The organism is Streptomyces sp. NPDC047072 (assembly GCF_040643855.1).
Lineage (GTDB): Bacteria > Actinomycetota > Actinomycetes > Streptomycetales > Streptomycetaceae > Streptomyces.
Map to the genome: position 1 here is coordinate 47,006 of NZ_JBEYVC010000008.1, position 26,937 is coordinate 73,942.

Sequence of the window (26,937 nt, forward strand, 5' to 3'; positions counted from 1 at the left end):
AGTGACGGGCCGCGCTCACGCCCTTTTACTGTCAGTGACCAGTGCTAGGACGTCCGAGCATTCCCTCATTCCGCGGCTCCGCGTTCGATTATCGCGCGCGGGCCGCCGTGGACGAAAACGGCGTGAATGCGACCCAGGGGATGATGGTGACACCCCGGCGGGGACATGCGAAAGCCGCCGGGGACGGAAGTGACCCGGCGGCTTCGTGGAGCACGGAGAAGCGCGGGTCAGCCGGCTACTCGTACGGCCAGCGCGTCGCCGATCTCCGACGTGGAGCGGGCGGGCTTCCCGGTGCGCTCGGCGAGGTCGGCGGAGACCGCCTCGTCGATCCGGGCGGCCTCGGCCTCGTAGCCGAGGTGGCGCAGGAGCAGGGCGACGGACAGGACCGTGGCGGTGGGGTCGGCCTTGCCCTGGCCGGCGATGTCGGGCGCGGAGCCGTGGACCGGCTCGAACATCGACGGGAACTCGCCGGAGGGGTTGATGTTGCCGCTCGCGGCGACGCCGATGCCGCCGGAGACGGCCGCGGCGAGGTCGGTGATGATGTCGCCGAAGAGGTTGTCGGTGACGATCACGTCGAAGCGCTCGGGGTCGGTGACCAGGTAGATGGTCGCCGCGTCGACGTGGATGTAGTCGGTGGTGACCTCGGGGAACTCCTTGGCCACCTTGTTGAAGACGTTCGTCCACAGGTGCCCGGCGAAGGTCAGCACGTTGTTCTTGTGGACCAGCGTGAGCTTCTTGCGGGGGCGGGCCTGGGCGCGGGCGAAGGCGTCGCGGACCACGCGCTCGACACCGAAGGCGGTGTTCACGGAGACCTCGGTGGCGACCTCGTGCTCGGTGCCCTTGCGGATGGTGCCGCCGTTGCCGGTGTACGGGCCCTCGGTGCCCTCGCGGACGACGACGAAGTCGATGGCGGGCTCACCGGCGAGCGGCGTGGCCACGCCCGGGAGCAGCTTCGAGGGACGCAGGTTCACGTGGTGATCGAAGGCGAAGCGGAGCTTGAGCAGGAAGCCGCGCTCCAGAACACCGGACGGGACCGACGGGTCGCCGATGGCGCCCAGCAGGATCGCGTCGTGCTTCTTGAGGGAGTCGAGGTCGGCGTCGGTGAGGGTCTCACCGGTGGCGTGGTAGCGCTGCGCGCCGAAGTCGTAGTCCTGGGTCTCCAGCTTCACATCCTGCGGAAGGACGGCGGAGAGCACCTTGAGGCCTTCGGCCACGACTTCCTGGCCGATGCCGTCACCGGGAATCACTGCGAGATTGATGCTGCGAGACATGCGGGAACCCTACTCCTCGTCCCATGGGATGACACACCCGGTCCATCATGCGGACGTCGGCGGCTGTCCGGGCGTCAGGCCTTCGACTCACGTTCACCCGTAGGTATGGCGGCCGTTGGGAGTCGCTGGGAACTTCACAGCCATGGACCTCCCCGACTTCGGCATTCCGCCGCACCTCGCACGCCGGATGAGCATGGCCGAGCAGTACGAGTACCTGCGTACGACGTTCTCCCGGCGGCGCACGCTGGTGACGGCGGGCGCGGTCGCGGGCGGCCTGCTGACCGGCTGTTCCTCCAGCAGCACACCGACCACCACGAAGGCCAGCCCCTCCCCCCCCGCCCGGGTCCACGGCTCCGCCGTAGCCCCCTTCGGCCGCCATCTCGCCCTCGGCGCCGACCCGAAGACGCAGATGCGGATCTCCTGGCAGCTCCCGCTCGCGGTGAAGAAGCCGTACGTCCGCATCGGCCTCGCGCCCGACGACCTCAGCCGCAGGATCGAGGCCGAGGTCCGCGCCCTGCACACCCCGGGCGTCACCGGCGTACGCCTGGCGCTGGACCAGTACTACGTGCACGCGGCCCTGGACGGCCTGCGCCCCGGCACGACGTACTACTACGGCGTCGGCCACGACGGCTTCGACCCGGCCGCGCCCGCCCACCGCTCCACCGTCAGCTCCTTCCGTACGGCGCCGGCGAGCCCGGAGTCCTTCGTCTTCACCGCGTTCGGCGACCAGGGGGTCGGCAAGGCGGCCGCCGCCAACGACCATGTGATCCTGCGCCAGCAGCCCGCCTTCCACCTGCACGCCGGTGACATCTGCTACGCGGACAGCAACGGCAAGGGCATCGAGTCGGACGGCTACGACCCGGGCTTCTGGGACCTGTTCCTCAAGCAGAACGAGCAGGTCGCGCGCACCGTGCCGTGGATGGTGACGACCGGAAACCACGACATGGAGGCCTGGTACTCGCCCGAGGGCTACGGCGGCCAGCTGGCCCGCTGGTCCCTCCCGGACAGCGGCTTCGACCCCCGTACGGCGCCGGGGGTGTACTCCTTCACCTACGGCAACGTCGGCGTGGTGGCGCTGGACGCGAACGACGTGTCGTACGAGATCCCCGCGAACCTCGGCTACAGCGACGGCCGGCAGACGGCCTGGCTCGACCAGCGGCTGGGCGAGCTGCGCGCGGCGGCGGACGTCGACTTCGTCGTCGTCTACTTCCACCACTGCGCGTACTCGACGTCCGCGCACGCCTCCGACGGCGGGGTGCGCGCCGCGTGGCTGCCGCTCTTCGCCAAGCACCAGGTGGACCTGGTGATCAACGGGCACAACCACGTGTACGAGCGCACGGACGCGATCAGGAACGACGAGGTGGGACGGGCGGTGCCGATCGGCGGCAGCACCGATCCGACGCGGGACGGGATCGTGTACGTCACGGCCGGCGGGGGCGGCAGGGATCTGTACGGCTTCCCGGCGGACGTGCGGGAGAGCTACGAGGGGCGGGTGCACGACCACGAGTCCGTCGAGAGCTTCCGGTGGACGAAGTCCCAGCAGTCCGAGAAGGAGACGGTGGAGTGGTCGCGGGTGCGCTACCGCGGGTTCTCGCTCCTGAAGGTGGAGGCGGAGGCCGGGGCGCGGCCCCGGCTGGCGGTCTCGGCACTGACGTCCGAGGGGCGGCGCATCGACCATTTCGAGGTGCGGCGCGGTACATGAGACCGCGCCGCACCCCGAGCGGGTGCGGCTCCCGGCTTTTTCGTGCGGATGGCCCTCAGTGCCCGGTCGAGCCGCCGTTGTCACGGCGGTCGAGGGCGCGCTGCAGGGCGGCCGCGGCATTCTTGCGGTCGGACTCACTCGTACGCGAGATGTGACGGACTCGACGGCGGGCGGTCGTCTCGGCCATGAGAAATCGACTCCTTCAATAACCAGGGAAGGGATAACGAGACGCCGGAAGGGGCGGGGAGCGGGGGCCGCAGGGGTTGCCTGCACGGGGCCCGGCTCACGACCGCCATTCGCTTGGTCGAGCGAGACGTTCGGCTCCTACAAAGCTAAGCGAGGAGGGCCGGTCTGTCTCCACAATTACTCGGACTTCCTACTATCTGAGACGGTGGATTGGGTCACACCGCGCTGACCTGCGGATCTGAGCTCCCGGACCAGGGCGCGCACGGCCGCGGCCGCCGCCAGTTCGGGGGTGGCGACGTAGCCGATCCGGCGGGTGGGCCGCCGCGGTCCGAGGTCGGTGATCTCCAGGCCGGGCGGGGTCGCGGTGAGGGAGAGCGCGGGCATGATCGCCATGCCGAGACCGCTGCCGACCATCGACAGCACGGCCCCGTCGTCCTCGGCGCGCACGGTCGCGGCGGGGATCCAGTCCTGCGCGGCCCACCATTCCCTGGTGTAGGAGGAGCAGTTCTCCCACCAGTCGACCAGGGGCAGCGACCGCGGGGCGGGGTGCCCGGCCGGGTGCACCAGCGCGTACGGCTCCTCCAGCAGGACGTCCCCGACCAGCCCCTGCGGAGGTCCGTCGTTCAGGGTGGCGATCCCGAGGTCGGCCCGCCCCTCGGCGACCTCCCCGGCCGTTCCCGGACCGATCTCCCGTACGACGGTGACGGTCGCCTCGATACCGGGGTGCCGTGCGGCCAGGCGTTCCAGGACGGGCGGGAGCAGGTGCAGGGCGGCGCTGCGGAAGGCGGCGACGCGGAGGGGGCCGGTGGGCTCTGTGGGCTCCGCGGGGTGTCCCCGCGTCTCGGCGACCATGACCTCCAGCATCCGCAGGACCCGGCGAGCATGGGCCACCGCCCGCGTCCCCGCCGGGGTCGGCCGGGCCCCGTACCGCCCCCGCTCGAACAGCACCGCCCCGAGCTTCCGCTCGATGCCCCGGACTGCGTGAGACATCGCCGACTGGGTCGTCCCGAGCCGGACCGCGGCCGCCGAGAAGCCGCCCTCCTCGGCGACCGCGACGAGGGTGCGCAACTCCTGTGGCACCAGATCCGTGCCGCTCATTCAGGGCCCCACCTGCCACTATGAGGGCGGCTCATGGATCCGCCCGTTCCATGAACCCAACCCTCTGCCCGGACCGGGGATTCCTTCCTACGGTCGCCTCCATGACCGCGCTCACCGTGCACCAGACCGCCCGCCCCACGGGCTTTCCGACCCCCGGCCACTTCCGCTTCGCCGAGTCCCCCGTCCCCTCCCCCGCGCCCGGAACGGCCGTGGTGGAGAACCTCTACTGGTCGGTCGACCCTTACCACCGCGAAATGATGGACGGGGACTTCGAGTTGAACGCCCCGCTGGAGGGACGCGCACTGGGCCGGATCGTCGAATCCCGCGAACCGGCACTCCCCGAGGGCGAGTTGGTCTTCCACCGCAAGGGCTGGCGGACGCACTCGGTGGTGACCCCGGCGGAGGTCAGACGCCTGCCGCCGCACGAAGGGGTGCCACTCTCCGCGTACTTGAGCGTCCTCGGCGGCACGGGCCTGACGGCGTACGTCGGCCTCACCCGTGTAGCCCGCCTCCGCGAGGGCGACGACGTCTTCGTCTCCGCGGCGGCGGGCGGGGTCGGCACGGCCACCGGCCGCTTCGCACGGCTACTCGGCGCGGGCCGGCTGATCGGCAGCGCGGGCTCGGCCGAGAAGGTGCGGTACCTCACCGAACGGGTCGGCTACGACGTGGCGTTCGACTACCACACGGGCCCGGTCGGCGACCTGCTGGCGAAGGCCGCCCCCACCGGATTCGACGTGTTCGTCGACAACGTCGGCGGCGAGCACCTGGGCGCCGCGATCGGCGCGCTGCGGGAGCGCGGGCGGGTGGTGCGGATCGGAACGGTCGGGCAGTACAACGCGGTCGAGACCCCACCGGTGGTGTTCAACCACGCGGACGTGGTGGAGAAGAGTCTTCGTCTGGAGGGCTTCCTGGTACGCGACTACCTGGACGTCCAGGAGGAGTTGTACGCGTTCGCCGTACCGCACCTGCTCAGCGGGGCGCTCGCCCTCGACGAGACGCTGGTCGACGGCTTCGAACGGATCGTGGAGGCCTTCCTGTTGATGCTGCGGGGCGGGAACACCGGGAAGATCCTGGTACGGGCGGCTGTCTGACCGCTGGACCCTCCCGGTGTCTGACAGGCCGTCAGCCCATGTGCGGGTAGCCGTAGTCGGTCGGCGGGACCAGGGTCTCCTTGATGGCGCGGGTCAGGGTCCAGCGCATCAGGTTCTGCGGGGCGCCCGCCTTGTCGTTGGTGCCGGAGGAGCGGCCGCCGCCGAAGGGCTGCTGGCCGACCACGGCGCCGGTCGACTTGTCGTTGATGTAGAAGTTGCCGGCCGCGTAGCGGAGCTTGTCCATGGTGTACGCCGTCGCCGCGCGGTCGGCCGAGATCACCGAGCCGGTCAGGGCGTAGTCGGAGACCGACTCCATCTGGGTCAGCATCTCCTCGTACCGGTCGTCCTCGTAGACGTGGACCGCGAGGAACGGGCCGAAGTACTCGGTGGTGAAGACCTCGCCCGCCGGATCCGTGCACTCCACGACGGTCGGGCGGACGAACCAGCCGACCGAGTCGTCGTACGAACCGCCCGCGACGATCGTGCAGTTGGGGTCCGACTTCGCGCGGTCGATGGCGGCCTTGTTCTTGGCGAAGGCGCGCTCGTCGATGACGGCGCCGATGAAGTTCGAGAGGTCGGTGACGTCACCCATGGCGAGGTGGTCGACCTCGGCGGCGAACTCCTCCTTGAAACCGGAGTTCCAGATCGACGCCGGGATGTACGCCCGGGAGGTAGCGGAGCACTTCTGGCCCTGGTACTCGAAGGCGCCCCGAGTCAGGGCCGTCTTGAGGACTGCGCGGTCGGCGCTCGGGTGGGCGACGACGAAGTCCTTGCCGCCGGTCTCGCCGACCAGACGCGGGTAGGAGCGGTACTTCTCGATGTTGGCGCCGACCGTCTTCCACAGGTACTGGAAGGTCTTCGTCGAACCCGTGAAGTGGATGCCCGCCAGGTCCCGGTGCTCCAGGGCGACCTTGGAGACCTCGATGCCGTCGCCGGTGACGAGGTTGATGACGCCCTTGGGCAGCCCGGCCTCCTCCAGCAGCCGCATGAGCAGCACGGCGGCGTGGGTCTGCGTCGGGGACGGCTTCCACACGACCACGTTGCCCATCAGCGCGGGCGCGGTCGGCAGGTTGCCCGCGATCGCCGTGAAGTTGAAGGGCGTGATCGCGTAGACGAAGCCCTCCAGCGGGCGGTGGTCGAGGCGGTTCCACACACCCGGGGAGTTCGCCGGGGGCTGCTCGGCGAGCAGGTCACGGGCGTACTTCACGTTGAAGCGCCAGAAGTCGACCAGTTCGCAGGGGGTGTCGATCTCCGCCTGCTGGGCGGTCTTCGACTGGCCGAGCATGGTGGAGGCGGCCAGCGTCTCGCGCCAGGGGCCGGCGAGGAGGTCGGCGGCGCGCAGGATGATCGCGGCGCGGTCGTCGAAGGACATCGCGCGCCAGCCGGGCGCGGCGGCGAGGGCAGCGTCGACGGCGTCCCGCGCGTCCTGCTGGGTGGCGTTGCGGTAAGTGCCGAGGACGGCCTGGTGGTTGTGGGGCTGGACCACCTTGAACTCTTCGCCGCCGCCCATCCGCTTCTCGCCGCCGATGGTGCAGGGCAGGTCGACGGGGTTGTCGGCCAGCTCCTTCAACTTGGCTTCCAGCCGGGCGCGTTCGGGCGAGCCGGGGGCATAGCCGTGCACCGGCTCGTTGACGGGGATGGGGACCTGGGTCACAGCGTCCATGGGTTCCGTAACTCCTTGTGCTTGAGCGGGTGCTTGTAATGAGCGGGCGCTTCAGCCCTTGGTGATCATGCTGCGCGCGAAGAACCGCAGGTTCGCCGGCTTCTCCGCCAGCCTCCGCATGCTGTGCCTTCCCGGGGGACAACCCCCGGACCCCCGGCCGAAGACGCAGCACAGCCTCGCTTCCTCAGCCATGGGTGATCATGCTCCGGAGGAAGAAGCGCAGGTTCGCCGGCTTCTCCGCCAGGCGCCGCATGAAGTAGCCGTACCAGTCCGTGCCGTAGGCCGTGTAGACGCGCATGCGGTGGCCCTCGGCGGCCAGGCGGAGGTGTTCGTCGCCGCGGATGCCGTAGAGCATCTGGAACTCGTACTCGTCGGGCTTGCGGCCTGCCTGCCGGGCGAGTTCCTGGGCGATGGAGATCAGGCGCGGGTCGTGGGAGCCGACCATCGGGTACCCCTCGCCCTCCATGAGGATCCGCAGGACCCGGACGTACGCCTTGTCGATCTCGTGTTTCTGCTGGTAGGCGACCTCGGCGGGCTCCTTGTACGCACCCTTCACGAGCCGCACCCGGCTCCCGGCCGCGGCGAGCCGGCGCGCGTCCGCCTCGGTGCGGAAGAGGTACGCCTGGATCACACAGCCGGTCTCCGGGAAGTCCTTCCGCAGCTCCTCGTGGATGGCGAACATCGAGTCGAGGGTGGTGTGGTCCTCGGCGTCGAGGGTGACGGTCGTCCCGATCGCGGCGGCGGCCTCGACGACGGGACGGACGTTGGCGAGCGCCAGCTCGTGGCCGCCGGGGAGGGCCTGCCCGAACATCGACAGCTTCACGGACATCTCGGCCCTGGTCCCCAGTTCAAGGTCCTTCAGCCGGTCCACCAGCTCCAGATACGCGTCGCGTGCGGCCTCGGCCTGCTCCGGGCGGGTGATGTCCTCGCCGACGACGTCCATCGTCAGCTCCAGGCCACGGTCCGTGAGCTCCCTGATGATCGGCACGATCTCGTCGACCGTCTCGCCCGGGATGAAGCGGTCGACGACCTGCCCGGTCACCGGCGCCGCCGAGATCAGACGTCGCATCCGGTCGCTGCGCGACGCGGCGAGAATCACGGGACCCAGCACGGGGCACCTCCACAGACCAGCAGACAGAACCACCGTGAAACCTAAGGATCCTCCCGATCGTGGGCCATCGACAGCTGTCACGCATCCGTGCCGCAGATCTCAGACAGATGTATGAAGGCGGCCCGAGGATGGGGCAGAATGCCCGGATGACGACGGATTCCCAGCGCTTCAAGGGCGACTACCAGGAGCTGGTCGACGAGATCTCCGAGCTGCTCGGGGCGCCGGCAACGCTGGAGAACCGCGACTTCGAGCTGATCGCCTTCGGGGCGTACGACAGTGAGGGCGACCTCGACCCGTCGGCGCTGGACCCGGTGCGCACGCGCTCGATCCTGACCCGGCGCTCCACGGCGGCGGTGCGGACGTGGTTCGAGGGGTTCGGGATCACCCGGGCGACGGCGCCGGTGCGGATCCCGCCGACGCCGGAGGCGGGGGTGTACCGGGGGCGGATCTGTCTCCCTGTACGGCATCGGGGCATCGTCCACGGATACGTCTGGCTGCTGGACTCCAACCCGGGCCCCACCGACCGGCAGCTGGACGCGGCGATGGAGGTGACGGCCCGGATCGGCGCGCTGCTCGCGGACGAGGCGCAGCACGGGGCGGATCTGAGCCGGGAACTCCGCGCGGTCCTCACGGCCGACCGCGGCTGGCAGGCCGACATGGCGGTGGCGGCCCTCCGCACGGCCCTCGGCACCCGGGCGGACGGCCCCTACACGATCCTGTGCGCGGCCCCCTGGCCCTCCCCCGACCCCGACGACGCCCCCTCGGCCCGCACGGTCCCCCACACGACCGCCCTGTGCACGGTGCCGTGGGGGGTGTCCGGGCAGGCACTGGCAGCACTGGTGCGACTGCGGTCGACGGACACGCTGGGCTCCGCCCATGCGGTGGCGGGACGGTTGTTGGAGAGGGCGCGGGAGATGGGGGACGGAGTCGGTGGTGCTGGGGCCGGTGCCGTGGCCTCCGGTGGGCTCGCCGTAGGGGTCGCCGCTGGCCGGGGCTCGCTCGGGGAGCTCGGGGGTGCGTGGCAGGAGGCGTGTGCCGGGGCTCGGGCCGTGCGGGCTGAGCCGCGGCTCGGGCCGGTCGTGGAGTGGGGGGCGCTCGGGCCGTTCCGGTTGCTGACCGCGCTGCCGCGGGAGAGCGCGCACGACCCCGTCGTACGACCGCTGCAGTCCCCCGCCCACCGCGAACTCGCCCGCACCGCCGAGGTCTACCTCGACTGCGCGGGCCAGGCCGGCCGCACCGCCGCCGCGCTCGGCATCCACCGCCAGACCCTCTACTACCGCCTCTCCCGCGTCGAACAGCTCACCGGCCTCGACCTGGACGACGGCGAGGACCGCCTGCTGCTGCACATGGCCCTCAAGACCGCACGCCTGTGAGGGCACGTCAGCGAGCGTCGGCCCCCTCCCGCCGCGCCTGCGTCGCGTCGCGGAACGCGGCCAGCGCGGCCCGGCGGCGGCGCAGCTCCGCGATGTCCGTGTCCATCCGCTCCAGCCGCTCGGCCATCGTCCGCAGCACCTCGGGACAGGGCTCGATCCCGGGCCCGGCACCGGTGGCGCACGGCAGCATCTCGCGGATGGCGTCGGTGCTCAGTCCCGCCGCCAGCATGCCCCGGATCCGGGCGACGACGTACGGCGCGTCGACGGCGTAGACGCGGTAGCCGTTGCCGTCGCGCTCGGGGCACAGCAGGCCCTGCTCCTCGTAGTACCGCAGCAGCCGGTGCGGCACCCCGGTCTGCCGTGACAGCTCGCCTATCAGCACTGACTCTCCCCTCACGCCCGCGACTTGACCTTCACACCGATGTGATGGGTCAACGTACGGGGCATGACCGATTCATTCCCCGTCCTCGCCACCGCCGTCGCCGGAACCGGCCCCGGACTGCTGCTCGCCCACGGCGCCACCGGCAGCATCGAGGGCAACTTCGCACCGGTCCTGCCGGCCCTCGCCGCCGCCCACACCGTCGTCGCCCCGGACTACCCCGGCTCGGGCGCGACCCCGGTCGCCGACGCCCCGCTGGACCTCGACGGGCTCGCGGACGCGGTCGTCGACTCCGCCGTACGGCACGGCGTGGAGCGGTTCGCGGTGCTCGGCTTCTCGCTCGGCACCCTGGTGGCGGTCCGTGCCGCCGTACGCCATCCCGAGCGGGTGACCGCGCTCGTGCTGACCGCGGGGTTCGCCCGGCCCGACGCGCGGCTGCTCGGCCTGATCCCCGCCTGGCGGGCCGCGGAGCCGCCCGCCCTCCACCCGCATCTCGACATGATCCCCTCCCTCGACGTCACCGCCGACCTGGCGGAGGTCGACGTCCCCACGCTGGTCGTCGCGACGACCGCCGACACCCTGGTCCCGCCCGCGGGCTCCCGTGCCCTGGCCGCCGGGATCCGGGGCGCGCGGTACACGGAGATCGACAGCGACCACGTGGTCATGGTCGAGCGGCCGCAGGACTGGCTGAGCCCGGTCCTCGACTTCCTCGGTTCCCTGGCCGAGGCAGATCAGGAGGACGGTGTACGGCGGTGAAGCTCCAGGTCGTCCTCCCGGACATGCCCCCGGGCACCGACCCGCGCCGACTCGTCGACCTGGCGCGCCGGGCCGAGGACCTCGGTTACGACACCGTGTGGCTGCCCGACCACATCCTGCCGCCGGCCCCGTACGGCCCGGTGTACGGAGGGGTCCTCGAACCGCTGGTGACCTTGGGCTGGCTGGCGGCGGCAACCAGCCGGATCCGTCTGGGCACCTCCGTGCTCGTCCTGCCCCTGCGCAGTCCCTTCGTGGTGGCCAAGCAGGTCGCCACCCTCCACGCGCTGTCCGGCGGACGCTTCACCCTGGGCGTGGGGATCGGCTGGGACGCCCGCGAATTCGCCGCCGTGGGCGCCGACTTCGGCAACCGGGCGGCCCGTACGGACGAGGCGATCGCGCTGCTGCGGCAGCTGTTCCGGGCGGGCCGTGGCCCCTTCGAGGGCCGCTGGTACGGCTTCGACACGGGCGTCTTCGAGCCGCGCCCCGACACCGCCGTACCGGTGATGACCGGCGGTGTCACCGACGCCGCCCTGCGCCGGGCGGCCCGGTACGCCGACGTCTGGCAGGGCGTGGGCCTGGACCCGGCTGCCTTCGGGGAACGGCTGGCGTATCTGCGGGCCCGTGCGAGCGACCGCGCCGTGTCTCCCGGTACTCGGACGGACTGGCCGGGGAGGGACCGGGCCACCGAGGCCTTGCGGGTCGCCGAGGCCGCCCGCACCGCCGAGGCCTTCCGTGCCGCCGGAGCCGAGCATCTCGCGGTGCACTTCGGCGACCCGGACGCATACGTTCGCCGGATGACCGCCTTCGCGAAGGCGGCCCTTCGTCCCTGAGGGCCCGGGTGCTCAGCAGCCCGTGAGCGCGCCGAGGGCGTCACGCAGTGCCGTGTCGGCGGGAGGGCGTTCGTCCCAGCGGGCGGCGACGTGCCCGTCGGGGCGGACGAGCAGGGCCCCTTGCGGAGGGAGGCCGAGGGCATGCTCCTCGGGAAGGCACTCGACCCTCAACGGCCAGTCCCCCACGGTCAGTTGCCCCCAGTGCCCGGCATCCGCGGTGAGCAGCGTGAACCATTCCCCGAACGCGTCGAGCGTGGAGCGGCCGCCCCCGAGCCACAAGTGCGGTACACGGTGCCCTGGTTGGGCGGTTGGGACGTACTCCGTACCCGTCTCGCCGGAACCCCCGGCGCCGAAGACCGCCGTGGAGCGGTAGGACACCCCGAGGACCAGTCCGAGTTGGGCGAAGTACCGCTCCGACCACGGCAGTTCGACCGGTGCCGACACGTCACCTGCCCGCAGCTGCTCCTGCCGCCGTGTCTGCACCTGGATCATCAACCGGGCGTTTTCGACCGCCTGTTGGAGCGTCCGGTGAGCGACGGACAGCCGCTCCGGCCCGTAGCTGTCCAGCAGCGCCGGCGAGGCCCACCCCCGCAGCACTCCCGCCATCTTCCAGACCAGGTTGTGCACATCGGCGAGCCCGGTGTTCATACCGAGCCCGCCGGTGATCGGGATCGAGTGCGCTGCGTCCCCTGCCAACAGCACCCGCCCCGACCGGAGTCGGTCCGCCACGAACGCGTTCATCACCCAGTGCTGGACCCGCAGCACCTTGACCGCCCCCTCCGCGCGGGGCCCGAGCGCACGCGAGACGGTCTCGGCCCAGTCGGCGCGCCCGGGGTCGTCGGGCGTCGCGCCGAACAGCGCCCAGCCGCCCTCGGGATACAGCGGCAGGAAGGTGCCGTGCGCGGTGATGTAGACCCCGGCGGGCCGCCGCGCCTCCCAGTGGCCGAGGTCGGCGTCGAAGACGACGGTGGTGAAACTGCCCAGCGCACCAGGCCCGTCGGTGCCGATCCCGAGCAACTCCCGCACGGTGGAGTTCGCCCCGTCCGCGCCGAGCACGTAACTGGCCCGCACCCGGCTCTCCGCCCCGCTCGCCCGGTCCACGAGCGAGGCCGTCACACCGTCCGACTCCTCGGCGAGGCCCACGAGTTCGGCCCCGAACCGCACGGGCGACTCCCCCGCCGCGAGCAGCAGCGGCTCCAGCCGGTCCTGCGAGGTGACCACCCCGGTCACGGGGCTCTCCGGCACCGGCCCGCGCACCCCGACCAGATCCGCGGCGGCGAAGTCACGGTCGTAGAGCGTGTCCCGGAAGCAGATCGAGCCGTACTCCGCCGCGAACGCCTGCCGCGCGATCCCCTCGGCGAGCCCGAGCCCCCGGAAGATCTCCATCGACCGCACGTTGACCAGCCGCGAGCGCGGGAACGGCGACAGCTCGCGGCGCTTCTCGACCACCTCGACCCGCACGCCCCACCGCTCCAGCAGCAGCCGCGCGGTGAGCCCGACGGGCCCGCCTCCGACGATCAGTACGTCCACCTCGGCGTCCACGACGAGTTCCTCACGCTCCTGGGCCTCGGCTTGGGCTTGGGCTCACCCCTCAATCATGCCCGATTCCGGGCAACCAGGGAGAAAGTCGACGTACGAGCCGTCTACAGTCGCCGCATGATCGCCACGTTCGGCATCCGCCCGGCACTGGGAGACCCACCATGCCCCTCCTCATGGCCGACCTCGACAACACCCTGATCGACCGGGACGCCGCCTTCCGCTCGACGGCAGCCACCCTCCTCGCCGAACACGGCCTCCCCGAGGGGGACTTGGACTGGCTGACGACCCTGGACGCGAGCGGCTGCACACCGCGCCACGAGGTCGCGAGCGCCATCGCCGAGCGCTACGGCGGCCTCGACGCCCGGGGCTTCCTCGACCGGGGTGTGATCGCCCGGACGACCCTCGACGCGCCCGTGCGCGAGGCGCTCGCCGAGGCCGTCGCCGACGGCTGGACCTGCGTGATCGTCACCAACGGCCGGACCGGACAGCAGGAGGCGAAGATCCGGCACGCCGGTCTCGACCGGCTCGTCCACGGCTGGGTCGTCTCCGAGGCCGCCGGCTGCCGGAAGCCCGAGCCGGAGATCTTCCACGCGGCGGCCGCGGCCGCCGGGCTCCCCCTCGACGGCGCCTGGATGATCGGCGACTCGGCGCGCGCCGACATCCGGGGCGGGCTCGCGGTCGGCGCACGGAGCGTGTGGGTCTCGGGCGGGCGGCCGTGGGCGGAGAGCGGCTACCGGCCCACCCACATCGCTCCGGACACCGTCTCCGCCCTCCGCCTCCTGACCAGCCCCTGAACCGATTATTGGAAATGATTGTCATCATGCTACGGTCGGCGCGATCGCTGTCTTGACCACCCCTTTACCCGGAGGGTCCCGTGCGCCTGTCCGCCCGCCACCTGTTCCCGGCCGCCCTGGCGTCCACCCTGCTCACCGGCTGCTTCTCGGGCGCGCCCAGCGAGGCCGGGGACGGTGGCAAGCGGGTCCGGGTCGCGATGATGCAGCCCCCGCGCTCCGGGCTGTCCCCGCTCTCCGACGACGCGTTCAAGCTGTCGCGCTGGTCGACCGCCGAGACGCTGGTCAAGCTGGACGCGGACGGCGACGCCCAACCGGGGCTGTCCACCAAGTGGCGGCAGCAGGGCCGCACTTGGACCTTCGAGATACGCGACGGCGTCACCTTCCACGACGGCACCAAGCTCGACGCCGAAGCGGTCGTACGCTCGCTCGCCCGCGCCGCCTCCGCCGCCCCCAAGCCCCGCATCCTGGACGGCGTCGAGCTGACCGCGCAGGCCGTCGACGCCGACACCGTCACGGTCACCACCGGCACCGAGGACCCCCTCGTCCCGCAGCGCCTCAGCTCGCCCCAGCTGTCGATCCTCGCCGCGAAGGCGTACACCGGGAAGACGGTGAACCCCCTCGGCGCGGGCACCGGCCCCTTCGAACTCGTCTCCGTCAACGGCACCTCCTCCGCGAGCCTCGACCGCTACGACGGCTACTGGGGTGCCAAGGCCAAGTCCCCCGGAATCGACGTGAAGTTCGTCCCCGACGGCACCGCCCGCGCCGCCGCCCTGCGCAGCGGCGAGGCCGACATCGTCGAGGCGGTGCCCGTCTCGCAGGCCGCGCTGCTCGACGAGGACCTGGTCACCGAGGTCCCCATGCCCCGCACCAACACGCTCTACCTGAACACCGGGAGGGGCGCCTTCAAGGACGCCTCGCTGCGCGCCGCCGCCCGCGAGGCGATCGACGCGCAGTCGATCGTGGCGGGCGTGTACGAGGGGCGGGCCGATGTCGCCGAGGGGCTGCTCGGGCCCGCGCTGCCCTGGGCCGCCGGCCTGCGGAAGCCTGTCGAACGGGTGCAGGCCGGGAAGCCGGACGGCGCGAGCGTCACGATCGGCACGTTCACCGACCGCGCCGAACTCCCCGAGGTGGCGGCCGCGCTGCAACAGCAGCTCCAGAAGGCCGGGTTCAAGGTGAAGCTCGACGTCCGGGAGTACGCCAACATCGAATCCGACGCGCTGGCGGGCGAGTTCGACGCGTTCGTCCTCTCCCGGGCCACCGTCCTCGACTCCGGTGACCCGGCCGCCTACCTCTACAGCGACTTCGCCTCCGACGGCTCCTTCAACATCTCCCAACTCGCCGACGCGGACGTGGACTCGGCGCTGAAGAAGGCCGGTGCGACCGGCACCGGCGAGGCCCGGCGCGCGGCGGTCATCGCCGCCGAGGCCGCCGTCCTCGCCACCGACGCGGCCGTCCCGATGCTCCACGAGCGGGTGATCCAGGGCGACGCGTCCGAAGTCGTCGACGCGGCCCACGACCCGCGCGAACGCGAGCTGATTACGGCCGACACGTACGTCAAGTGAGCCCCGAACACCCGGGGCCACCTACACCGGCCCCAACGCCCACACCGGCTCCGACGCCCGCCCCCGGCCCTACGCCCACACGCGCAGACACTTCCGCGCCCGCAGGCACGAGGCCGCCCCCACCCGCGGACACCCCCGCACCCACACACACGGAGCCGCCCGCAATCGCAGGCACCCCCACACCCGCAGGCACGGTGCCACCCACCCCCGTAGACACCCCCACATCCACCAGCCCACCCGCATCCCCCCGCAGGCCGACATCCCCCGCCGAACCCAGCCGTACGACCACCCGTATCGCCGCAGGAATTATGCGCACGCTCACCCCCACAACCGCCGGAGGCACCCGCGCCCTCGCCCTCCTCGCCGTCGTCGCCGCCGTCGGGCTCCTCCCCTGGCTCTCCGGGCGGGACCCCGCGCTGACCGTCCTGCGGGCCCGTTCCGCCGAGCAGGAGCCGACGAAGGAGGCCCTGGACGCCGTACGACGGGATCTCGGGCTGGACGCCGGTCCGCTTTCCCTGCTGGGGAGTTGGGCGTCCGATCTGCTGCACGGGGATCTCGGCACCTCGTGGGTGTCCGGGACGGACGTGCTGCCGTCGGTCGTCTCCGGGCTCCAGGTCTCGCTCGCGCTGATGGGCGCGGCCTTCGCGGTGGCCGTGCTGCTGGCGTGCGCGCTGGTCGCGCCGGTGCTGGTGCGGGGACGCCGGTCGGCCGGGGCGTGGGCCGCGATGCTGGCCGCGGTGCCCGAATTCCTGCTGGCCACGGTCGCGTTGCTGCTGTTCGGCGTGTGGCTGGGATGGCTGCCGACCTCCGGCTGGCAGGGCCCGGCGTACATGGTGCTGCCCGCGCTCGCCCTCGGTGTCCCGGCGGGCGGCCTGCTCGGCCGGCTCGTCGCGGACGCACTGCCCTCGGTGCTGGAGGAACGGTGGGTGGAGCTGTGGCGGGGCGCGGGCGTCTCGCGCCGGTACCTCGCGGCGGCCGCGCTCCGACGCGTACTGCCGCCGCTGGTCCCGCAGTTCGGGATGGCGGCAGTCGGGCTGACCGGAGGCGCGGTCGCCGTGGAGACCGTCTTCGCGGTGCCGGGCATCGGGCGTACGGCGCTGGGGGCGGCCAAGTCGCAGGATCTGCCGTTGCTCCAGGGCGCGGTGCTCACACTGTTGCTGCTCGGGCTGGCCGTGGGCGCATTGACTGCGTTCACACGGCGGTGGCTGCTCGGCCCGGCCTTCCGTGACGCCTCCCTCTCCCTGCCTCCGGCCCGACCGGTCCGTACACACCCGGCGATCCCGTTGACCCTGTTCACAGTCCTCGCCGTGGCCATCGGCTGGGGCCTGCTGCGCGACCCGTACGCCGTTCACACCACGGACCGTCTCGCCGCGCCCTCCTGGGCCCACCCCCTCGGCACCGACGGCCTCGGCCGGGACGTGCTGGCCCGGCTCGGCCACGGCGCCGCCCCCACCGTCGGCACCGCGGCCGCCGTCTGCCTGCTGAGTCTGCTGGTCGGGCTGGCGCTCGGATTCCTGCCGGGTGTCGCGGCCGGGGCGGCGGACATCGCCAACGCGCTGCCCCCGGTGATCGTCGGCATCCTGGTCGCCGCCGCGGCCGGCCCCGGCACCGGCGGTGCCGCCCTCGCGGTCGCCCTGATCTCCTGGCCCCCGCTGGCCGCGCACGCGGGCGCCCTGGTCCAGGAGGTCCGCGCCTCCTCCTTCCTGCTGGCCCAACGTGCCCTCGGCGCACCCCCGTTGTGGATCCTCACCCGGCACGTGCTGCCCTCGGTCGCCGCACCCGTCGCCCGGCACGCCCTCCTGCGCCTGCCCGGCATCGCCCTCGCACTCGCCTCCCTCGGCTTCCTCGGCCTCGGCGCGCAGCCGCCCGCCCCCGAATGGGGCCTGCTCCTCGACGAGTCCCGCGCCTACGTGGAACGCGCCCCCTGGGCCGCCCTCGCCCCGGCACTCGCCCTGGCCCTACTGGCGGGCCTCGCGGTGTCGGGCGCGGCGTACGCACAGGGCCGCAAGGCCACGCCCCACGACACCGGAAAGCGGCCCCGGCGCCGAACGCCCGTGAAGGAGGCCCCCGTTGGAGGCTGAGCCCCTGAAGCACCGGCCGCCGGAGGCCCAGCCGCCGGAGCCCTGGCCGTTGGAGCCCTGGCCGTTGCAGGCCCAGCCCCCGGAACACCGGCCGCTGGAAGCCCGGCCCCCGGAGCCCTGGTCCCCCAAGTCCCGCCTTCCGGACGCCGACCCGTCGGTCTCCCTGCCGCTGCTCTCGGTCCGTGACCTGCGGATCGCCTTCGACGGCGTCGAAGCCGTGCGCGGGGTGTCGTTCGACGTCCATGCACGCGAAGTCTTCGCGCTGGTGGGCGAGTCGGGTGCGGGCAAGAGTCTGACCGCGCGGGCGCTGCTCGGCATGCTGCCCAAGGAGGCGACGGTCACGGGCACGGTCCACCCCGACCTGTCGGGCGCGCGCGGCAGCCGGATCGCCCTCGTCCCGCAGGACGCCCTCGCCGCACTGTCCCCCGTCCACCCGGTTGGCGACCAACTCGCCGCCGCCGTACGGTCGGTGCGCCGGGTGGGCCGCCGGGAGGCTCGCGCCCTCGCGGTGGCCGCGCTGGAGCGCGTGGGCATCGCGGACGCGGCCCGCCGGGCCCGTGCCCATCCGCATGAGTACTCCGGTGGTATGCGGCAGCGGGCGGTCGTCGCGATGGCCACCGTCAACGAACCGGACGTCCTGGTCGCCGACGAGCCCACCACCGCCCTCGACGACGACCACCGCGAGCTGGTACTCCAACTCCTCGCCGACCAACGGGAGTCGAGGGGCACGGCGCTGGTGCTGGTCACCCATGACATGGATGCGGTACGGCGGCACGCACACCGGGTCCTGGTGATGTACGCGGGCCGCGCGGTGGAAACGGGCCCGGCGCAGGAAGTACTGGCCCACCCCTGGGCGCCGTACACCAAGGGTCTCCTCGCCTCCCTCCCCCACCCGGACGACAAACCGCGCCGCCGCCTGCCCACCCTCCCCGGCTCCCCACCCACCCTGGGCGCACTCCCCCCAGGCTGCCCCTTCACCTCCCGCTGCCCACTGGCGACAGACCTGTGCCGCCACGAGGAACCGGAGCCGCGGTGGGCGGACGAGCGATCGGTCGCCTGCCACCACGGGGAGCTGCCGGATCACCACCCGCCGGGCCACCACGCACCGAGCCACCACCCGCCAGGCCACCACTCACCGGCTCCCCCCGCCCCACATCACCCCTCCCCGCGCCACCCCTTGGAGAACCCGTGAGCGCGCCCCTGCTCGACGTCCGCGACCTCGTCGTCCGCTACGGCACGGCCACCGCCGTGAACGGCGTCTCCTTCACGCTCGCCGCGGGCGAGACGCTCGCCCTGAACGGCCCGAGCGGCTGCGGCAAGTCGTCCACCGCGCTGGCGGTGCTCCAGCTGCGCCGCCCGGCCGGTGGCGAAGTCCGCTTCGAGGGGCGGGAGTTGACGAGCCTCAGCGAACGCGAGCTGCGCCCGCTCCGCCCCCGTATGCAGCCCGCCTTCCAGGACCCGTACGGCTCCCTCAGCCCCCGTCACCGCATCCGGGACGCGGTGGCGGAACCGCTGCGGATCCGCGGACTGCGGCCCACGCCCGCGCGGATCGCCGAACTCCTCGACCGGGTCGGCCTGGACCCGTCGTACGGCGACCGCCGCCCGCACGAACTCTCCGGCGGCCAGTGCCAACGCGCCGGAATCGCCCGCGCGTTGGCCTCCGAGCCGCGCCTGCTCGTCCTGGACGAACCGGTGTCGGCGCTGGACCCCTCCGTCCGCGCGGGCGTCCTCAACCTCCTCGCCGACCTCCAGGACGAGTTGGGCCTCGGCTACCTCTTCATCTGCCACGACCGCGCGGTCGTACGGCACTTCGCGGACCGGGTGCTGGAGATGCGGGACGGGCGGGTCACTTCGGAGTGGCGGCCTCGATCATCTGGCGCAGCCCTTCGGTGAGTTGCTCCGCCCCCGGCGCGGTCTCGGGATCGAAGGTCCACTGGGCGATGAGGCCGGTCATCAGAGTGACGTAGAACATGCCGAGGGTGTCCGCGGTCGCGTCGGACACGTCCTCCTCGCGCCCGCCCATGAGCAGCGGGATCAGACCGCGCCCGGCCTCACGCTGGGCCCGCGCCAAGTGGTCGCGGACCTCGGGCAGTTGGCCACCCATGGTGATGGCCTCCATGCTGAGGCGCCACATCGGCTCCCGCAGGGTGCCGATGATGTTCGCCCACACCTCCTGGAACCGTTCGACCGACCCGGGCGCGGTCGCGCTCTCACCTGTTCCGTCACCCTCGAACGCGTCACCCATCTCCCCGACGAGCGCCACGTACGCCTCCGCCAGGAGCGCGTCCTTCGAGCCGTAGTGATACCCGATCGACGCGAGGTTCGTCCCCGACTCCCTGACGACGTCCCGCGCGGTCGTGCGCAGGAACCCCTTCTCCAGCAGGCAGCGCTTGGCGCCTTCGAGCAGATCCTCACGGTGTCCCATACTGCTCAGCCTATCTATACAAGCGATTTATACAAGCGTCATAGACAAGCGTTTAAGACGCTCGTATAGTCCCCGTCATGACGAACCCGACTCCTGCCGGTCCCCTGGCCGGCCGCCGTGAATGGACCGCCCTCGCCGTCCTGATGCTTCCGCTGCTCCTGGTCTCGATGGACGTCTCCGTCCTCTACTTCGCGATCCCCTCGATCAGCGCCGACCTGGAGCCGAGCGGCACCCAGCAGCTGTGGATCTTCGACATCTACGCGTTCGTGCTGGCGGGCCTGCTGATGACGATGGGCTCGCTGGGCGACCGCGTCGGCCACCGCCGGCTCCTGCTGGGCGGCGCGGCCGCGTTCGGCGCCGCCTCGCTGCTCGCCGCGTACGCGAACAGCGCCGAGACCCTGATCGCCGCCCGCGCGCTCCTCGGCATCGGCGGCGCGACCCTGATGCCCTCGACGATGGCCCTGCTGCGCACGATGTTCACCGACCCCGGCCAGCGCGCGAAGGCGATCGGCCTGTGGTCCGGCGTGATGACGGCCGGCATCGCGCTCGGCTCGGTGATGAGCGGGGTGCTGGTCGAGTACTTCTGGTGGGGCTCGGTCTTCCTGGTCAACCTGCCGGCGATGGCCCTGCTGCTGGTCCTGGGCCCGGTCCTGCTCCCGGAGTCACGACAGCCGCACCCCGGCCGCTTCGACTGGCTGAGCGTCCCGCTGTCGATGGCCGCCGTGCTGCCCGTGATCTACGGCCTGAAGGAGATCCCGTCCGAGGGCTGGAACGTCGGTTACGTCGTCTCGATCACCGTCGGCCTGCTCTTCGCGGTCCTCTTCGTCCACCGCCAGCGCACCACGGCCTCCCCGATGATCGACCCGGCCCTCTTCCGCGGCCGCGGCTTCGCGCCCTCCGTGGCGCTGAACCTCGTCTCGGCGTTCGGGATCATGGGCTCGGCCTACTTCACCACGCAGTACCTCCAGTCCGTGCTCGGCAAGAGCGCGCTGGAGGCGGCGCTGTGGGCGCTGTTGCCGTCGGTGCCGATCGGGGCGGCGGCGCCGGTCGCGACGGGCCTGGTGGCGAAGGGCGTCGACCGCGCCCATGTCGTCACCGGGGGTTTCGTGGTCTCCGCGGCCGGGTTCGGGGTGCTGGCCCTCGCCGGTACGGACTCGATGTGGCTGGTGCTGACCGCGTGCGCCGTTCTCGCCGTCGGCGGGGTCGTCGTGATCTCCCAGATCATGGACCTGGCGATGGGCACCGCGCCGGTGGAGCGGGCCGGCAGCGCATCCTCACTGATGGAGACGGGCTCGGAGTTCGGCGGCGCGCTCGGGATGGCGGTGCTCGGCTCCATCGGTACGGCGATCTACCGCCACGAGATGCCGGGTTCGGCGCCGGACGCGGCGCGCGAGACGCTGGGTGGCGCGCTGGCGGTGGCCGACCGTTCCCCCGGCCTCGCGACGACGGCCAGGGAGGCGTTCACCAGCGGGATGCAGGGGGCGGCGATCGCGGGGGCGGTGGTGCTGGTGGGAGCGGCGGTACTGGCGGCGACGACACTGCGGCGAGTCAAGGTGAACAGCAAAACGCCGGACGAGCTGAACAATCTCAGCCCGTCCGGCGTCTGAACCAGAGGTCAGACGAGGTTCACCGCACGCGCGGACGTCGCCCCGATCTCCGACTCCACCTCGGCCAGCACCCCGGAGGGCACCGTGTCGTCCACGGTCAGCACCGCCAGCGCCTCGCCACCGGCCACCGACCGCGACACCTGCATCCCGGCGATGTTGATACCCGCCTCGCCAAAGATCCGCCCGACCGTGCCGACGACACCGGGACGGTCCTCGTACCGCAGCACCACCATGTGGTCGGCGAGGGCCAGGTCGACGTCGTACTCCCCGACCGCGACGATCTTCTGGAGGTGCTTCGGGCCGGCCAGCGTGCCGGAGACCGACACCTCCTCGCCGCTGCCGAGCGTGCCGCGCACGGTGACGACGTTACGGTGGTCGGCCGACTCCGAGCTGGTGGTCAGCCGTACCTCAACTCCCCGCTCCTGCGCGAACAGCGGGGCGTTGACGTACGACACCGTCTCGGCGACGACGTCCTCGAAGACACCCTTGAGGGCGGACAGCTCCAGCACCTTCACATCGTGCTGGGTGATCTCGCCGTACACCTCGACGTCGAGGCGGACCGCGACCTCGCCCGCGAGCGCGGTGAAGATGCGGCCGAGGCGCTCGGCGAGGGGCAGGCCCGGCTTGACGTCCTCGGCGATGACACCGCCCTGGACGTTGACCGCGTCGGGCACCAGCTCACCGGCGAGGGCCAGGCGCACCGACTTGGCGACGGCGATACCGGCCTTCTCCTGGGCCTCGTCGGTGGAGGCACCGAGGTGCGGGGTGGCGACGACCTGGTCGAACTCGAAGAGCGGGGAGTCCGTGCAGGGCTCCTTGGCGTACACGTCGAGACCGGCGCCCGCGACGCGCCCCTCCTTCAACGCCGAGTACAGCGCCTCCTCGTCGACGATCCCGCCGCGCGCGGCGTTGACGATCCGCACGCTCGGCTTGACCTTGCGCAGCGCCTCGTCGCCGATGAGGCCGACGGTCTCGGGGGTCTTGGGGAGGTGGACGGTGATGAAGTCGGAGACCTCGAGCAGCTCGTCCAGCGACAGCACCTTGACGCCCATCTGGGCGGCGCGGGCGGGCTGGATGTAGGGGTCGTAGGCGACGACCTTCATCCCGAACCCGGACATGCGCTGCGCGACGAGCGCGCCGATGCGGCCGAGGCCGACGACACCGAGGGTCTTCTCGGCCAGCTCCACGCCCGTGTACTTGCTGCGCTTCCACTCGCCGTTCTTCAGCGCGGCGTTGGCCTGCGGGATGTGGCGGGCGGTGGCGACGAGGAGACCGCAGGCCAGCTCGGCGGCGGTCACGATGTTGGAGGTCGGGGCGTTGACGACCATCACGCCGGCCTTGGTGGCGGCGGAGACGTCGACGTTGTCCAGGCCGACGCCGGCTCGTGCGACGACCTTCAGCTTGTTCGCGGCGGCGATCGCCTCGGCGTCCACCTTGGTGGCCGAGCGGATCAGGATCGCGTCGACGTCGGCGATGGCGGGCAGCAGCTCCGCGCGGTCCGCGCCGTTGCAGTGCCGGATCTCGAAGTCCGGACCAAGCGCGTCCACGGTCGCGGGCGACAGCTCTTCAGCGATGAGTACGACAGGTTTCGAGCTCACGTGAGTCCTCACAGGTCCAATGCGGACGGCCGTCCCGACGGCCGCAGGCGGTGGAGGGGCTAGCCGCGTGGAGACGCACGACGTTGTGGGCCTGACGCGTATGTAGTACGGCAGTGTAGTGGCGCGGCCGAGGTCGTCCTGCGCCTCTGCGGAAGGATCACCCGGACGTGATCCGACGGGTTGGACAACGGGGCCGGAGCTGACCGCTCCGACCCCGTCACCCGAGGCTCACGCCTCTTCGTCGACCCAGCTCATCAGCTTGCGCAGCTGCTTGCCCGTGGTCTCCAGCAGGTGCTCGGAGTCCGCGGTCTTGTACTCGTTGTACTTCTTCAGACCGCCGTGGTACTCGGCCATCCACTCACGCGCGAAGGTGCCGTCCTGGATCTCGGCGAGGACCTTCTTCATCTCGGCCTTGGTGGCGTCCGTGATGATCCGCGGGCCGGTGACGTAGTCGCCCCACTCGGCGGTCTCGGAGATCGACCAGCGCATCTTCTCCAGGCCGCCCTCGTACATGAGGTCCACGATGAGCTTCAGCTCGTGCAGGCACTCGAAGTACGCGATCTCCGGCTGGTAGCCCGCCTCGGTCAGCGTCTCGAAACCGGCCTTGACCAGCGCGGCCGTACCACCGCAGAGAACGGCCTGCTCACCGAAGAGGTCGGTCTCGGTCTCCTCGGTGAAGGTCGTCTTGATGACGCCCGCGCGGGTGCCGCCGATGCCCTTGGCGTACGACAGCGCGAGCGCGAAGCCGTTGCCGGTCGCGTCCTGCTCGACGGCCACGATGCAGGGAACGCCGCGGCCCTCCTCGTACTGACGACGCACGAGGTGACCCGGGCCCTTGGGGGCGACCATGCAGACGTCGACGTTCGCCGGGGGCTTGATGAAGTCGAAGCGGATGTTCAGGCCGTGGCCGAAGAACAGCGCGTCGCCGTCCTTCAGGTTCGGGGCGATGTGCTCCTCGTAGACCTGGGCCTGGATCGGGTCCGGGACGAGGATCATGATGACGTCGGCCTCGGCGGCGGCCTCGGACGGCGTCACCACGCGCAGGCCCTGCTCCTCGGCCTTCGCCTTGGACTTGGAGCCCTCGTGCAGACCGACGCGGACGTCGACACCCGAGTCACGGAGCGACAGCGCGTGGGCGTGGCCCTGGCTGCCGTAACCGATGACCGCGACCTTGCGGCCCTGGATGATGGACAGGTCGGCGTCGGCGTCGTAGAACAGCTCGGCCACTTTGGGTTCTCTCCTTGAGTGCAGGTGTTGCGTCCCACCGTATGACGGCGGGCGGAAGTGAAGACTCGGGGTCTCGGTATACGGGCGGCCCGGGAGCCGCCCGTACCCAGCTTTACGCGCTGCGGTCGAGCGCGCGCAGCGAGCGGTCCGTGATGGAGCGGGCGCCGCGGCCGATCGCGATGGTGCCGGACTGGACGAGTTCCTTGATGCCGAAGGGCTCCAGCATCTTCAGCATCGCGGACAGCTTGTCGCTGGAGCCGGTGGCCTCGATCGTGACGGCCTCCGGGGAGACGTCGACGGTCTTGGCGCGGAACAGCTGGACGATCTCGACGATCTGGGAGCGCGTCTCGTTGTCGGCGCGCACCTTCACCAGAACGAGTTCACGGTGGACGGCCTGCGCCGGCTCCAGCTCGACGATCTTCAGCACCTCGACGAGCTTGTTGAGCTGCTTGGTGACCTGTTCCAGGGGCAGGGCGTCGACGCTCACCACGATCGTGATGCGGGAGATGTCGGCGTGCTCGGTCACCCCGACGGCGAGCGAGTCGATGTTGAAGCCGCGGCGCGAGAAGAGGGCCGCGATCCGGGCGAGGATGCCCGGCTTGTTCTCCACCAGGACGGAGAGCGTGTGCTTGGACATGATCTGCTTCCTTTACGGCTCTCAGTCGTCTTCGTTGTCGCCGAAGTCGGGGCGGACGTCCCGGGCGGCCATGATCTCGTCGTTGGAGGTGCCGGCGGCGACCATCGGCCACACCATCGCGTCCTCGTGGACGATGAAGTCGACGACGACGGGACGGTCGTTGATGGCGTTGGCCTCCGCGATGACCTTGTCCAGGTCCTCCGGACGCTCGCAGCGCAGGCCCACGCAGCCCATCGCCTCGGACAGCTTCACGAAGTCCGGCACGCGCGTGCCCTTCGCGTCCGGGTTGACGTCCTCCGGGCCGCTGTGGAGCACGGTGTTGGAGTAGCGCTGGTTGTAGAAGAGGGTCTGCCACTGGCGGACCATCCCGAGGGCGCCGTTGTTGATGATGGCGACCTTGATCGGGATGTTGTTCAGGGCGCAGGTGGTGAGTTCCTGGTTGGTCATCTGGAAGCAGCCGTCGCCGTCGATCGCCCAGACGGTGTTGCCCGGGGCGCCCGCCTTGGCGCCCATCGCGGCCGGGACCGCGTAGCCCATGGTTCCGGCGCCGCCGGAGTTCAGCCAGGTCGCGGGCTTCTCGTACTCGATGAAGTGCGCGGCCCACATCTGGTGCTGGCCGACGCCCGCGGCGAAGATCGTGCCCTCGGGGGCGAGCTGCCCGATCCGCTGGATGACCTGCTGCGGGGACAGGGAGCCGTCGGCGGGCTGGTCGTAGCCGAGCGGGTAGGTCTCGCGCCACCGGGACAGGTCCTTCCACCAGGCGCTGTAGTCGCCCTGGTGGCCCTCGCTGTGCTCCTTCTGGACGGCCTGGACCAGGTCGGCGATGACCTCGCGGGCGTCCCCGACGATCGGCACGTCGGCGGCGCGGTTCTTGCCGATCTCGGCCGGGTCGATGTCGGCGTGGACGATCTTGGCGTGCGGGGCGAAGCTGTCCAGCTTGCCGGTGACGCGGTCGTCGAAGCGGGTTCCGAGGGCGACGATCAGGTCGGCCTTCTGCAGCGCGGTGACGGCGGTGACCGAACCGTGCATGCCCGGCATTCCCACGTGCAGCGGGTGGCTGTCGGGGAAGGCGCCGAGCGCCATCAGGGTGGTGGTGACGGGCGCTCCGGTGAGTTCCGCGAGGACCTTCAGCTCGGCGGTGGCGCCGGCCTTGATGACACCGCCGCCGACGTAGAGGACGGGTCGCTTGGCCTGGGTGATCAGCTTGGCGCCCTCGCGGATCTGCTTGGCGTGCGGCTTGGTCACCGGGCGGTAGCCGGGCAGGTCCATGACGGGCGGCCAGGAGAACGTCGTCTGCGCCTGGAGGGCGTCCTTGGCGATGTCGACCAGGACCGGACCGGGACGCCCTGTCGAGGCGATGTGGAAGGCCTGCGCGATGATCCGCGGGATGTCCTCGGCCTTGGTGACCAGGAAGTTGTGCTTGGTGATCGGCATGGTGATGCCGACGATGTCCGCCTCCTGGAAGGCGTCCGTGCCGATCGCCTTGGAGGCCACCTGGCCGGTGATCGCCACGAGCGGCACTGAGTCCATGTGGGCGTCCGCGATCGGGGTGACCAGGTTGGTGGCGCCGGGGCCGGAGGTCGCCATGCAGACACCGACCTTGCCGGTGGCCTGCGCGTAGCCGGTGGCCGCGTGGCCCGCGCCCTGCTCGTGGCGGACCAGGACGTGCCGCACGCGCGTGGAGTCCATCAGCGGGTCGTACGCCGGGAGGATCGCACCGCCGGGGATGCCGAATACGGTCTCGGCGCCGACCTCCTCGAGAGAGCGGATGAGGGACTGCGCGCCCGTGACGTGCTCGGGGGCGGACGGCTGTCCTCCGGATCGGGGCCGCGGCTGCGGGTGATGGGCCCCGGTGGCCTGCTCGGTCATCGTCGTCTCTTCTCGATGCTGAGGGTTTGGTGCTGAGGTGGGGAAGCTGTGCGGGAAGGCTGTGCGGTGAAGCTGGACAACAAAAAACCCCTCGTGCCAAAAGGCAAGCGAGGGGAGCGCGCCGGGTGGGGTCGCTGA

23 protein-coding genes are annotated in these 26,937 nt (G+C 71.5%); 11 read left to right on the forward strand and 12 right to left on the reverse strand.

The genetic code is table 11. The annotated features are described in order from the left end of the window. Positions 1-227: 227 nt before the first annotated feature. Positions 228-1,271, reverse strand: coding sequence for a 3-isopropylmalate dehydrogenase (locus ABZ896_RS05580; RefSeq protein WP_360922378.1), 1,044 nt, complete (start codon positions 1,269-1,271; stop codon positions 228-230). 142 nt (positions 1,272-1,413) lie between these two features. Here ABZ896_RS05580 and ABZ896_RS05585 point away from each other — a divergent pair, with 142 nt between their 5' ends. Beyond that, positions 1,414-2,973 (forward strand): metallophosphoesterase family protein, encoded by a 1,560-nt coding sequence (locus tag ABZ896_RS05585; protein WP_360922381.1) that lies wholly within the window; start codon positions 1,414-1,416, stop codon positions 2,971-2,973. A 55-nt stretch (positions 2,974-3,028) separates the two neighbouring features. Here the strand turns inward: ABZ896_RS05585 and ABZ896_RS05590 are convergent, their stop codons facing one another. Both ABZ896_RS05590 and ABZ896_RS05595 read right to left on the reverse strand, forming a co-directional pair. Beyond that, entirely contained in the window at positions 3,029-3,160 is a 132-nt protein-coding gene (locus ABZ896_RS05590) for a hypothetical protein (protein ID WP_107056436.1), read from the reverse strand. A gap of 176 nt (positions 3,161-3,336) precedes the next feature. Beyond that, a complete protein-coding gene (locus ABZ896_RS05595; protein WP_360922384.1) occupies positions 3,337-4,257 on the reverse strand; it encodes a LysR family transcriptional regulator in 921 nt (306 codons plus the stop codon). 101 nt (positions 4,258-4,358) lie between these two features. Here ABZ896_RS05595 and ABZ896_RS05600 point away from each other — a divergent pair, with 101 nt between their 5' ends. Continuing rightward, a complete protein-coding gene (locus ABZ896_RS05600) occupies positions 4,359-5,348 on the forward strand; it encodes an NADP-dependent oxidoreductase (protein WP_360922387.1) in 990 nt (329 codons plus the stop codon). A gap of 31 nt (positions 5,349-5,379) precedes the next feature. Here ABZ896_RS05600 and pruA read toward each other — a convergent pair whose 3' ends face one another. Together pruA and ABZ896_RS05610 are read right to left on the reverse strand one after the other, a co-directional pair. After that, the gene (pruA, locus tag ABZ896_RS05605) at positions 5,380-7,011 is read right to left on the reverse strand and encodes an L-glutamate gamma-semialdehyde dehydrogenase (RefSeq protein ID WP_360922390.1); all 1,632 of its coding nucleotides are present in this window, start codon (positions 7,009-7,011) and stop codon (positions 5,380-5,382) included. A gap of 184 nt (positions 7,012-7,195) precedes the next feature. Then, complete coding sequence (locus ABZ896_RS05610; protein ID WP_360922393.1) at positions 7,196-8,122, reverse strand: proline dehydrogenase family protein; 927 nt, start codon at positions 8,120-8,122, stop codon at positions 7,196-7,198. A 128-nt stretch (positions 8,123-8,250) separates the two neighbouring features. Here ABZ896_RS05610 and ABZ896_RS05615 point away from each other — a divergent pair, with 128 nt between their 5' ends. Next, the gene (locus tag ABZ896_RS05615; RefSeq protein ID WP_360922396.1) at positions 8,251-9,495 is read left to right on the forward strand and encodes a helix-turn-helix domain-containing protein; all 1,245 of its coding nucleotides are present in this window, start codon (positions 8,251-8,253) and stop codon (positions 9,493-9,495) included. 7 nt (positions 9,496-9,502) lie between these two features. Here ABZ896_RS05615 and ABZ896_RS05620 read toward each other — a convergent pair whose 3' ends face one another. Further along, positions 9,503-9,877, reverse strand: a complete 375-nt coding sequence (locus ABZ896_RS05620; protein WP_360922399.1) for a MerR family transcriptional regulator — start codon at positions 9,875-9,877, stop codon at positions 9,503-9,505. Between the two features lie 63 nt (positions 9,878-9,940). Between ABZ896_RS05620 and ABZ896_RS05625 the strand changes: the two genes are divergently transcribed. Together ABZ896_RS05625 and ABZ896_RS05630 are read left to right on the forward strand one after the other, a co-directional pair. Then, positions 9,941-10,630 (forward strand): alpha/beta hydrolase, encoded by a 690-nt coding sequence (locus ABZ896_RS05625; RefSeq protein ID WP_360922402.1) that lies wholly within the window; start codon positions 9,941-9,943, stop codon positions 10,628-10,630. Then, a complete protein-coding gene (locus ABZ896_RS05630) occupies positions 10,627-11,460 on the forward strand; it encodes a TIGR03619 family F420-dependent LLM class oxidoreductase (RefSeq protein WP_360922405.1) in 834 nt (277 codons plus the stop codon). Before ABZ896_RS05625 ends, ABZ896_RS05630 begins: the two co-directional genes overlap by 4 nt. 12 nt (positions 11,461-11,472) lie before the next feature. Here ABZ896_RS05630 and ABZ896_RS05635 read toward each other — a convergent pair whose 3' ends face one another. Beyond that, positions 11,473-13,002, reverse strand: a complete 1,530-nt coding sequence (locus ABZ896_RS05635; protein WP_360922408.1) for an FAD-dependent monooxygenase — start codon at positions 13,000-13,002, stop codon at positions 11,473-11,475. 158 nt (positions 13,003-13,160) lie between these two features. On the opposite strand from ABZ896_RS05635, the gene ABZ896_RS05640 reads away from it, so the two are divergent. The 5 genes from ABZ896_RS05640 (at position 13,161) to ABZ896_RS05660 (ending at position 19,329) form a co-directional block, all read left to right on the forward strand. Further along, positions 13,161-13,793, forward strand: coding sequence for an HAD family hydrolase (locus ABZ896_RS05640; protein WP_360922411.1), 633 nt, complete (start codon positions 13,161-13,163; stop codon positions 13,791-13,793). Positions 13,794-13,873: 80 nt separating this feature from the next. Then, the gene (locus ABZ896_RS05645; protein ID WP_360922414.1) at positions 13,874-15,355 is read left to right on the forward strand and encodes an ABC transporter substrate-binding protein; all 1,482 of its coding nucleotides are present in this window, start codon (positions 13,874-13,876) and stop codon (positions 15,353-15,355) included. Between the two features lie 308 nt (positions 15,356-15,663). Continuing rightward, entirely contained in the window at positions 15,664-17,436 is a 1,773-nt protein-coding gene (locus ABZ896_RS05650) for an ABC transporter permease subunit (RefSeq protein ID WP_360922417.1), read from the forward strand. Next, the gene (locus ABZ896_RS05655; protein WP_360922420.1) at positions 17,426-18,628 is read left to right on the forward strand and encodes an ABC transporter ATP-binding protein; all 1,203 of its coding nucleotides are present in this window, start codon (positions 17,426-17,428) and stop codon (positions 18,626-18,628) included. Before ABZ896_RS05650 ends, ABZ896_RS05655 begins: the two co-directional genes overlap by 11 nt. Beyond that, complete coding sequence (locus ABZ896_RS05660; protein WP_360922422.1) at positions 18,625-19,329, forward strand: dipeptide/oligopeptide/nickel ABC transporter ATP-binding protein; 705 nt, start codon at positions 18,625-18,627, stop codon at positions 19,327-19,329. Before ABZ896_RS05655 ends, ABZ896_RS05660 begins: the two co-directional genes overlap by 4 nt. On the opposite strand, the gene ABZ896_RS05665 is transcribed toward ABZ896_RS05660, so the two are convergent. Then, positions 19,283-19,861 carry a TetR/AcrR family transcriptional regulator gene (locus tag ABZ896_RS05665; RefSeq protein WP_360922425.1) on the reverse strand — a complete coding sequence of 193 codons (579 nt, stop codon included), beginning with the start codon at positions 19,859-19,861 and terminating at the stop codon, positions 19,283-19,285. The genes ABZ896_RS05660 and ABZ896_RS05665 overlap by 47 nt on opposite strands. Positions 19,862-19,938: 77 nt before the next feature. Between ABZ896_RS05665 and ABZ896_RS05670 the strand changes: the two genes are divergently transcribed. Then, complete coding sequence (locus ABZ896_RS05670) at positions 19,939-21,468, forward strand: MFS transporter (protein ID WP_360922427.1); 1,530 nt, start codon at positions 19,939-19,941, stop codon at positions 21,466-21,468. A gap of 8 nt (positions 21,469-21,476) precedes the next feature. On the opposite strand, the gene serA is transcribed toward ABZ896_RS05670, so the two are convergent. From serA to ABZ896_RS05690, 4 genes are all read right to left on the reverse strand, one after another. Beyond that, entirely contained in the window at positions 21,477-23,066 is a 1,590-nt protein-coding gene (gene serA / locus ABZ896_RS05675) for a phosphoglycerate dehydrogenase (RefSeq protein ID WP_360922430.1), read from the reverse strand. 228 nt (positions 23,067-23,294) lie between these two features. Further along, positions 23,295-24,293, reverse strand: a complete 999-nt coding sequence (ilvC, locus tag ABZ896_RS05680; RefSeq protein WP_360922433.1) for a ketol-acid reductoisomerase — start codon at positions 24,291-24,293, stop codon at positions 23,295-23,297. 112 nt (positions 24,294-24,405) lie between these two features. Then, positions 24,406-24,930 carry an acetolactate synthase small subunit gene (gene ilvN / locus ABZ896_RS05685; RefSeq protein ID WP_062026806.1) on the reverse strand — a complete coding sequence of 175 codons (525 nt, stop codon included), beginning with the start codon at positions 24,928-24,930 and terminating at the stop codon, positions 24,406-24,408. 21 nt (positions 24,931-24,951) lie between these two features. Then, the gene (locus tag ABZ896_RS05690) at positions 24,952-26,799 is read right to left on the reverse strand and encodes an acetolactate synthase large subunit (RefSeq protein ID WP_360922437.1); all 1,848 of its coding nucleotides are present in this window, start codon (positions 26,797-26,799) and stop codon (positions 24,952-24,954) included. Between the last annotated feature and the right edge of the window lie 138 nt (positions 26,800-26,937).

Bases quoted from the DNA above. Each gene is read 5' to 3' on its own strand.
- ABZ896_RS05580 (WP_360922378.1), bottom strand. From the start codon at position 1,271: ATGTCTCGCAGCATCAATCTCGCAGTGATTCCCGGTGACGGCATCGGC.
- ABZ896_RS05585 (WP_360922381.1), top strand. From the start codon at position 1,414: ATGGACCTCCCCGACTTCGGCATTCCGCCGCACCTCGCACGCCGGATG.
- ABZ896_RS05590 (WP_107056436.1), bottom strand. From the start codon at position 3,160: ATGGCCGAGACGACCGCCCGCCGTCGAGTCCGTCACATCTCGCGTACG.
- ABZ896_RS05595 (WP_360922384.1), bottom strand. From the start codon at position 4,257: ATGAGCGGCACGGATCTGGTGCCACAGGAGTTGCGCACCCTCGTCGCG.
- ABZ896_RS05600 (WP_360922387.1), top strand. From the start codon at position 4,359: ATGACCGCGCTCACCGTGCACCAGACCGCCCGCCCCACGGGCTTTCCG.
- pruA (WP_360922390.1), bottom strand. From the start codon at position 7,011: ATGGACGCTGTGACCCAGGTCCCCATCCCCGTCAACGAGCCGGTGCAC.
- ABZ896_RS05615 (WP_360922396.1), top strand. From the start codon at position 8,251: ATGGGGCAGAATGCCCGGATGACGACGGATTCCCAGCGCTTCAAGGGC.
- ABZ896_RS05625 (WP_360922402.1), top strand. From the start codon at position 9,941: ATGACCGATTCATTCCCCGTCCTCGCCACCGCCGTCGCCGGAACCGGC.
- ABZ896_RS05640 (WP_360922411.1), top strand. From the start codon at position 13,161: ATGCCCCTCCTCATGGCCGACCTCGACAACACCCTGATCGACCGGGAC.
- ABZ896_RS05650 (WP_360922417.1), top strand. From the start codon at position 15,664: ATGCGCACGCTCACCCCCACAACCGCCGGAGGCACCCGCGCCCTCGCC.
- ABZ896_RS05665 (WP_360922425.1), bottom strand. From the start codon at position 19,861: ATGGGACACCGTGAGGATCTGCTCGAAGGCGCCAAGCGCTGCCTGCTG.
- ABZ896_RS05670 (WP_360922427.1), top strand. From the start codon at position 19,939: ATGACGAACCCGACTCCTGCCGGTCCCCTGGCCGGCCGCCGTGAATGG.
- ilvN (WP_062026806.1), bottom strand. From the start codon at position 24,930: ATGTCCAAGCACACGCTCTCCGTCCTGGTGGAGAACAAGCCGGGCATC.
- ABZ896_RS05690 (WP_360922437.1), bottom strand. From the start codon at position 26,799: ATGACCGAGCAGGCCACCGGGGCCCATCACCCGCAGCCGCGGCCCCGA.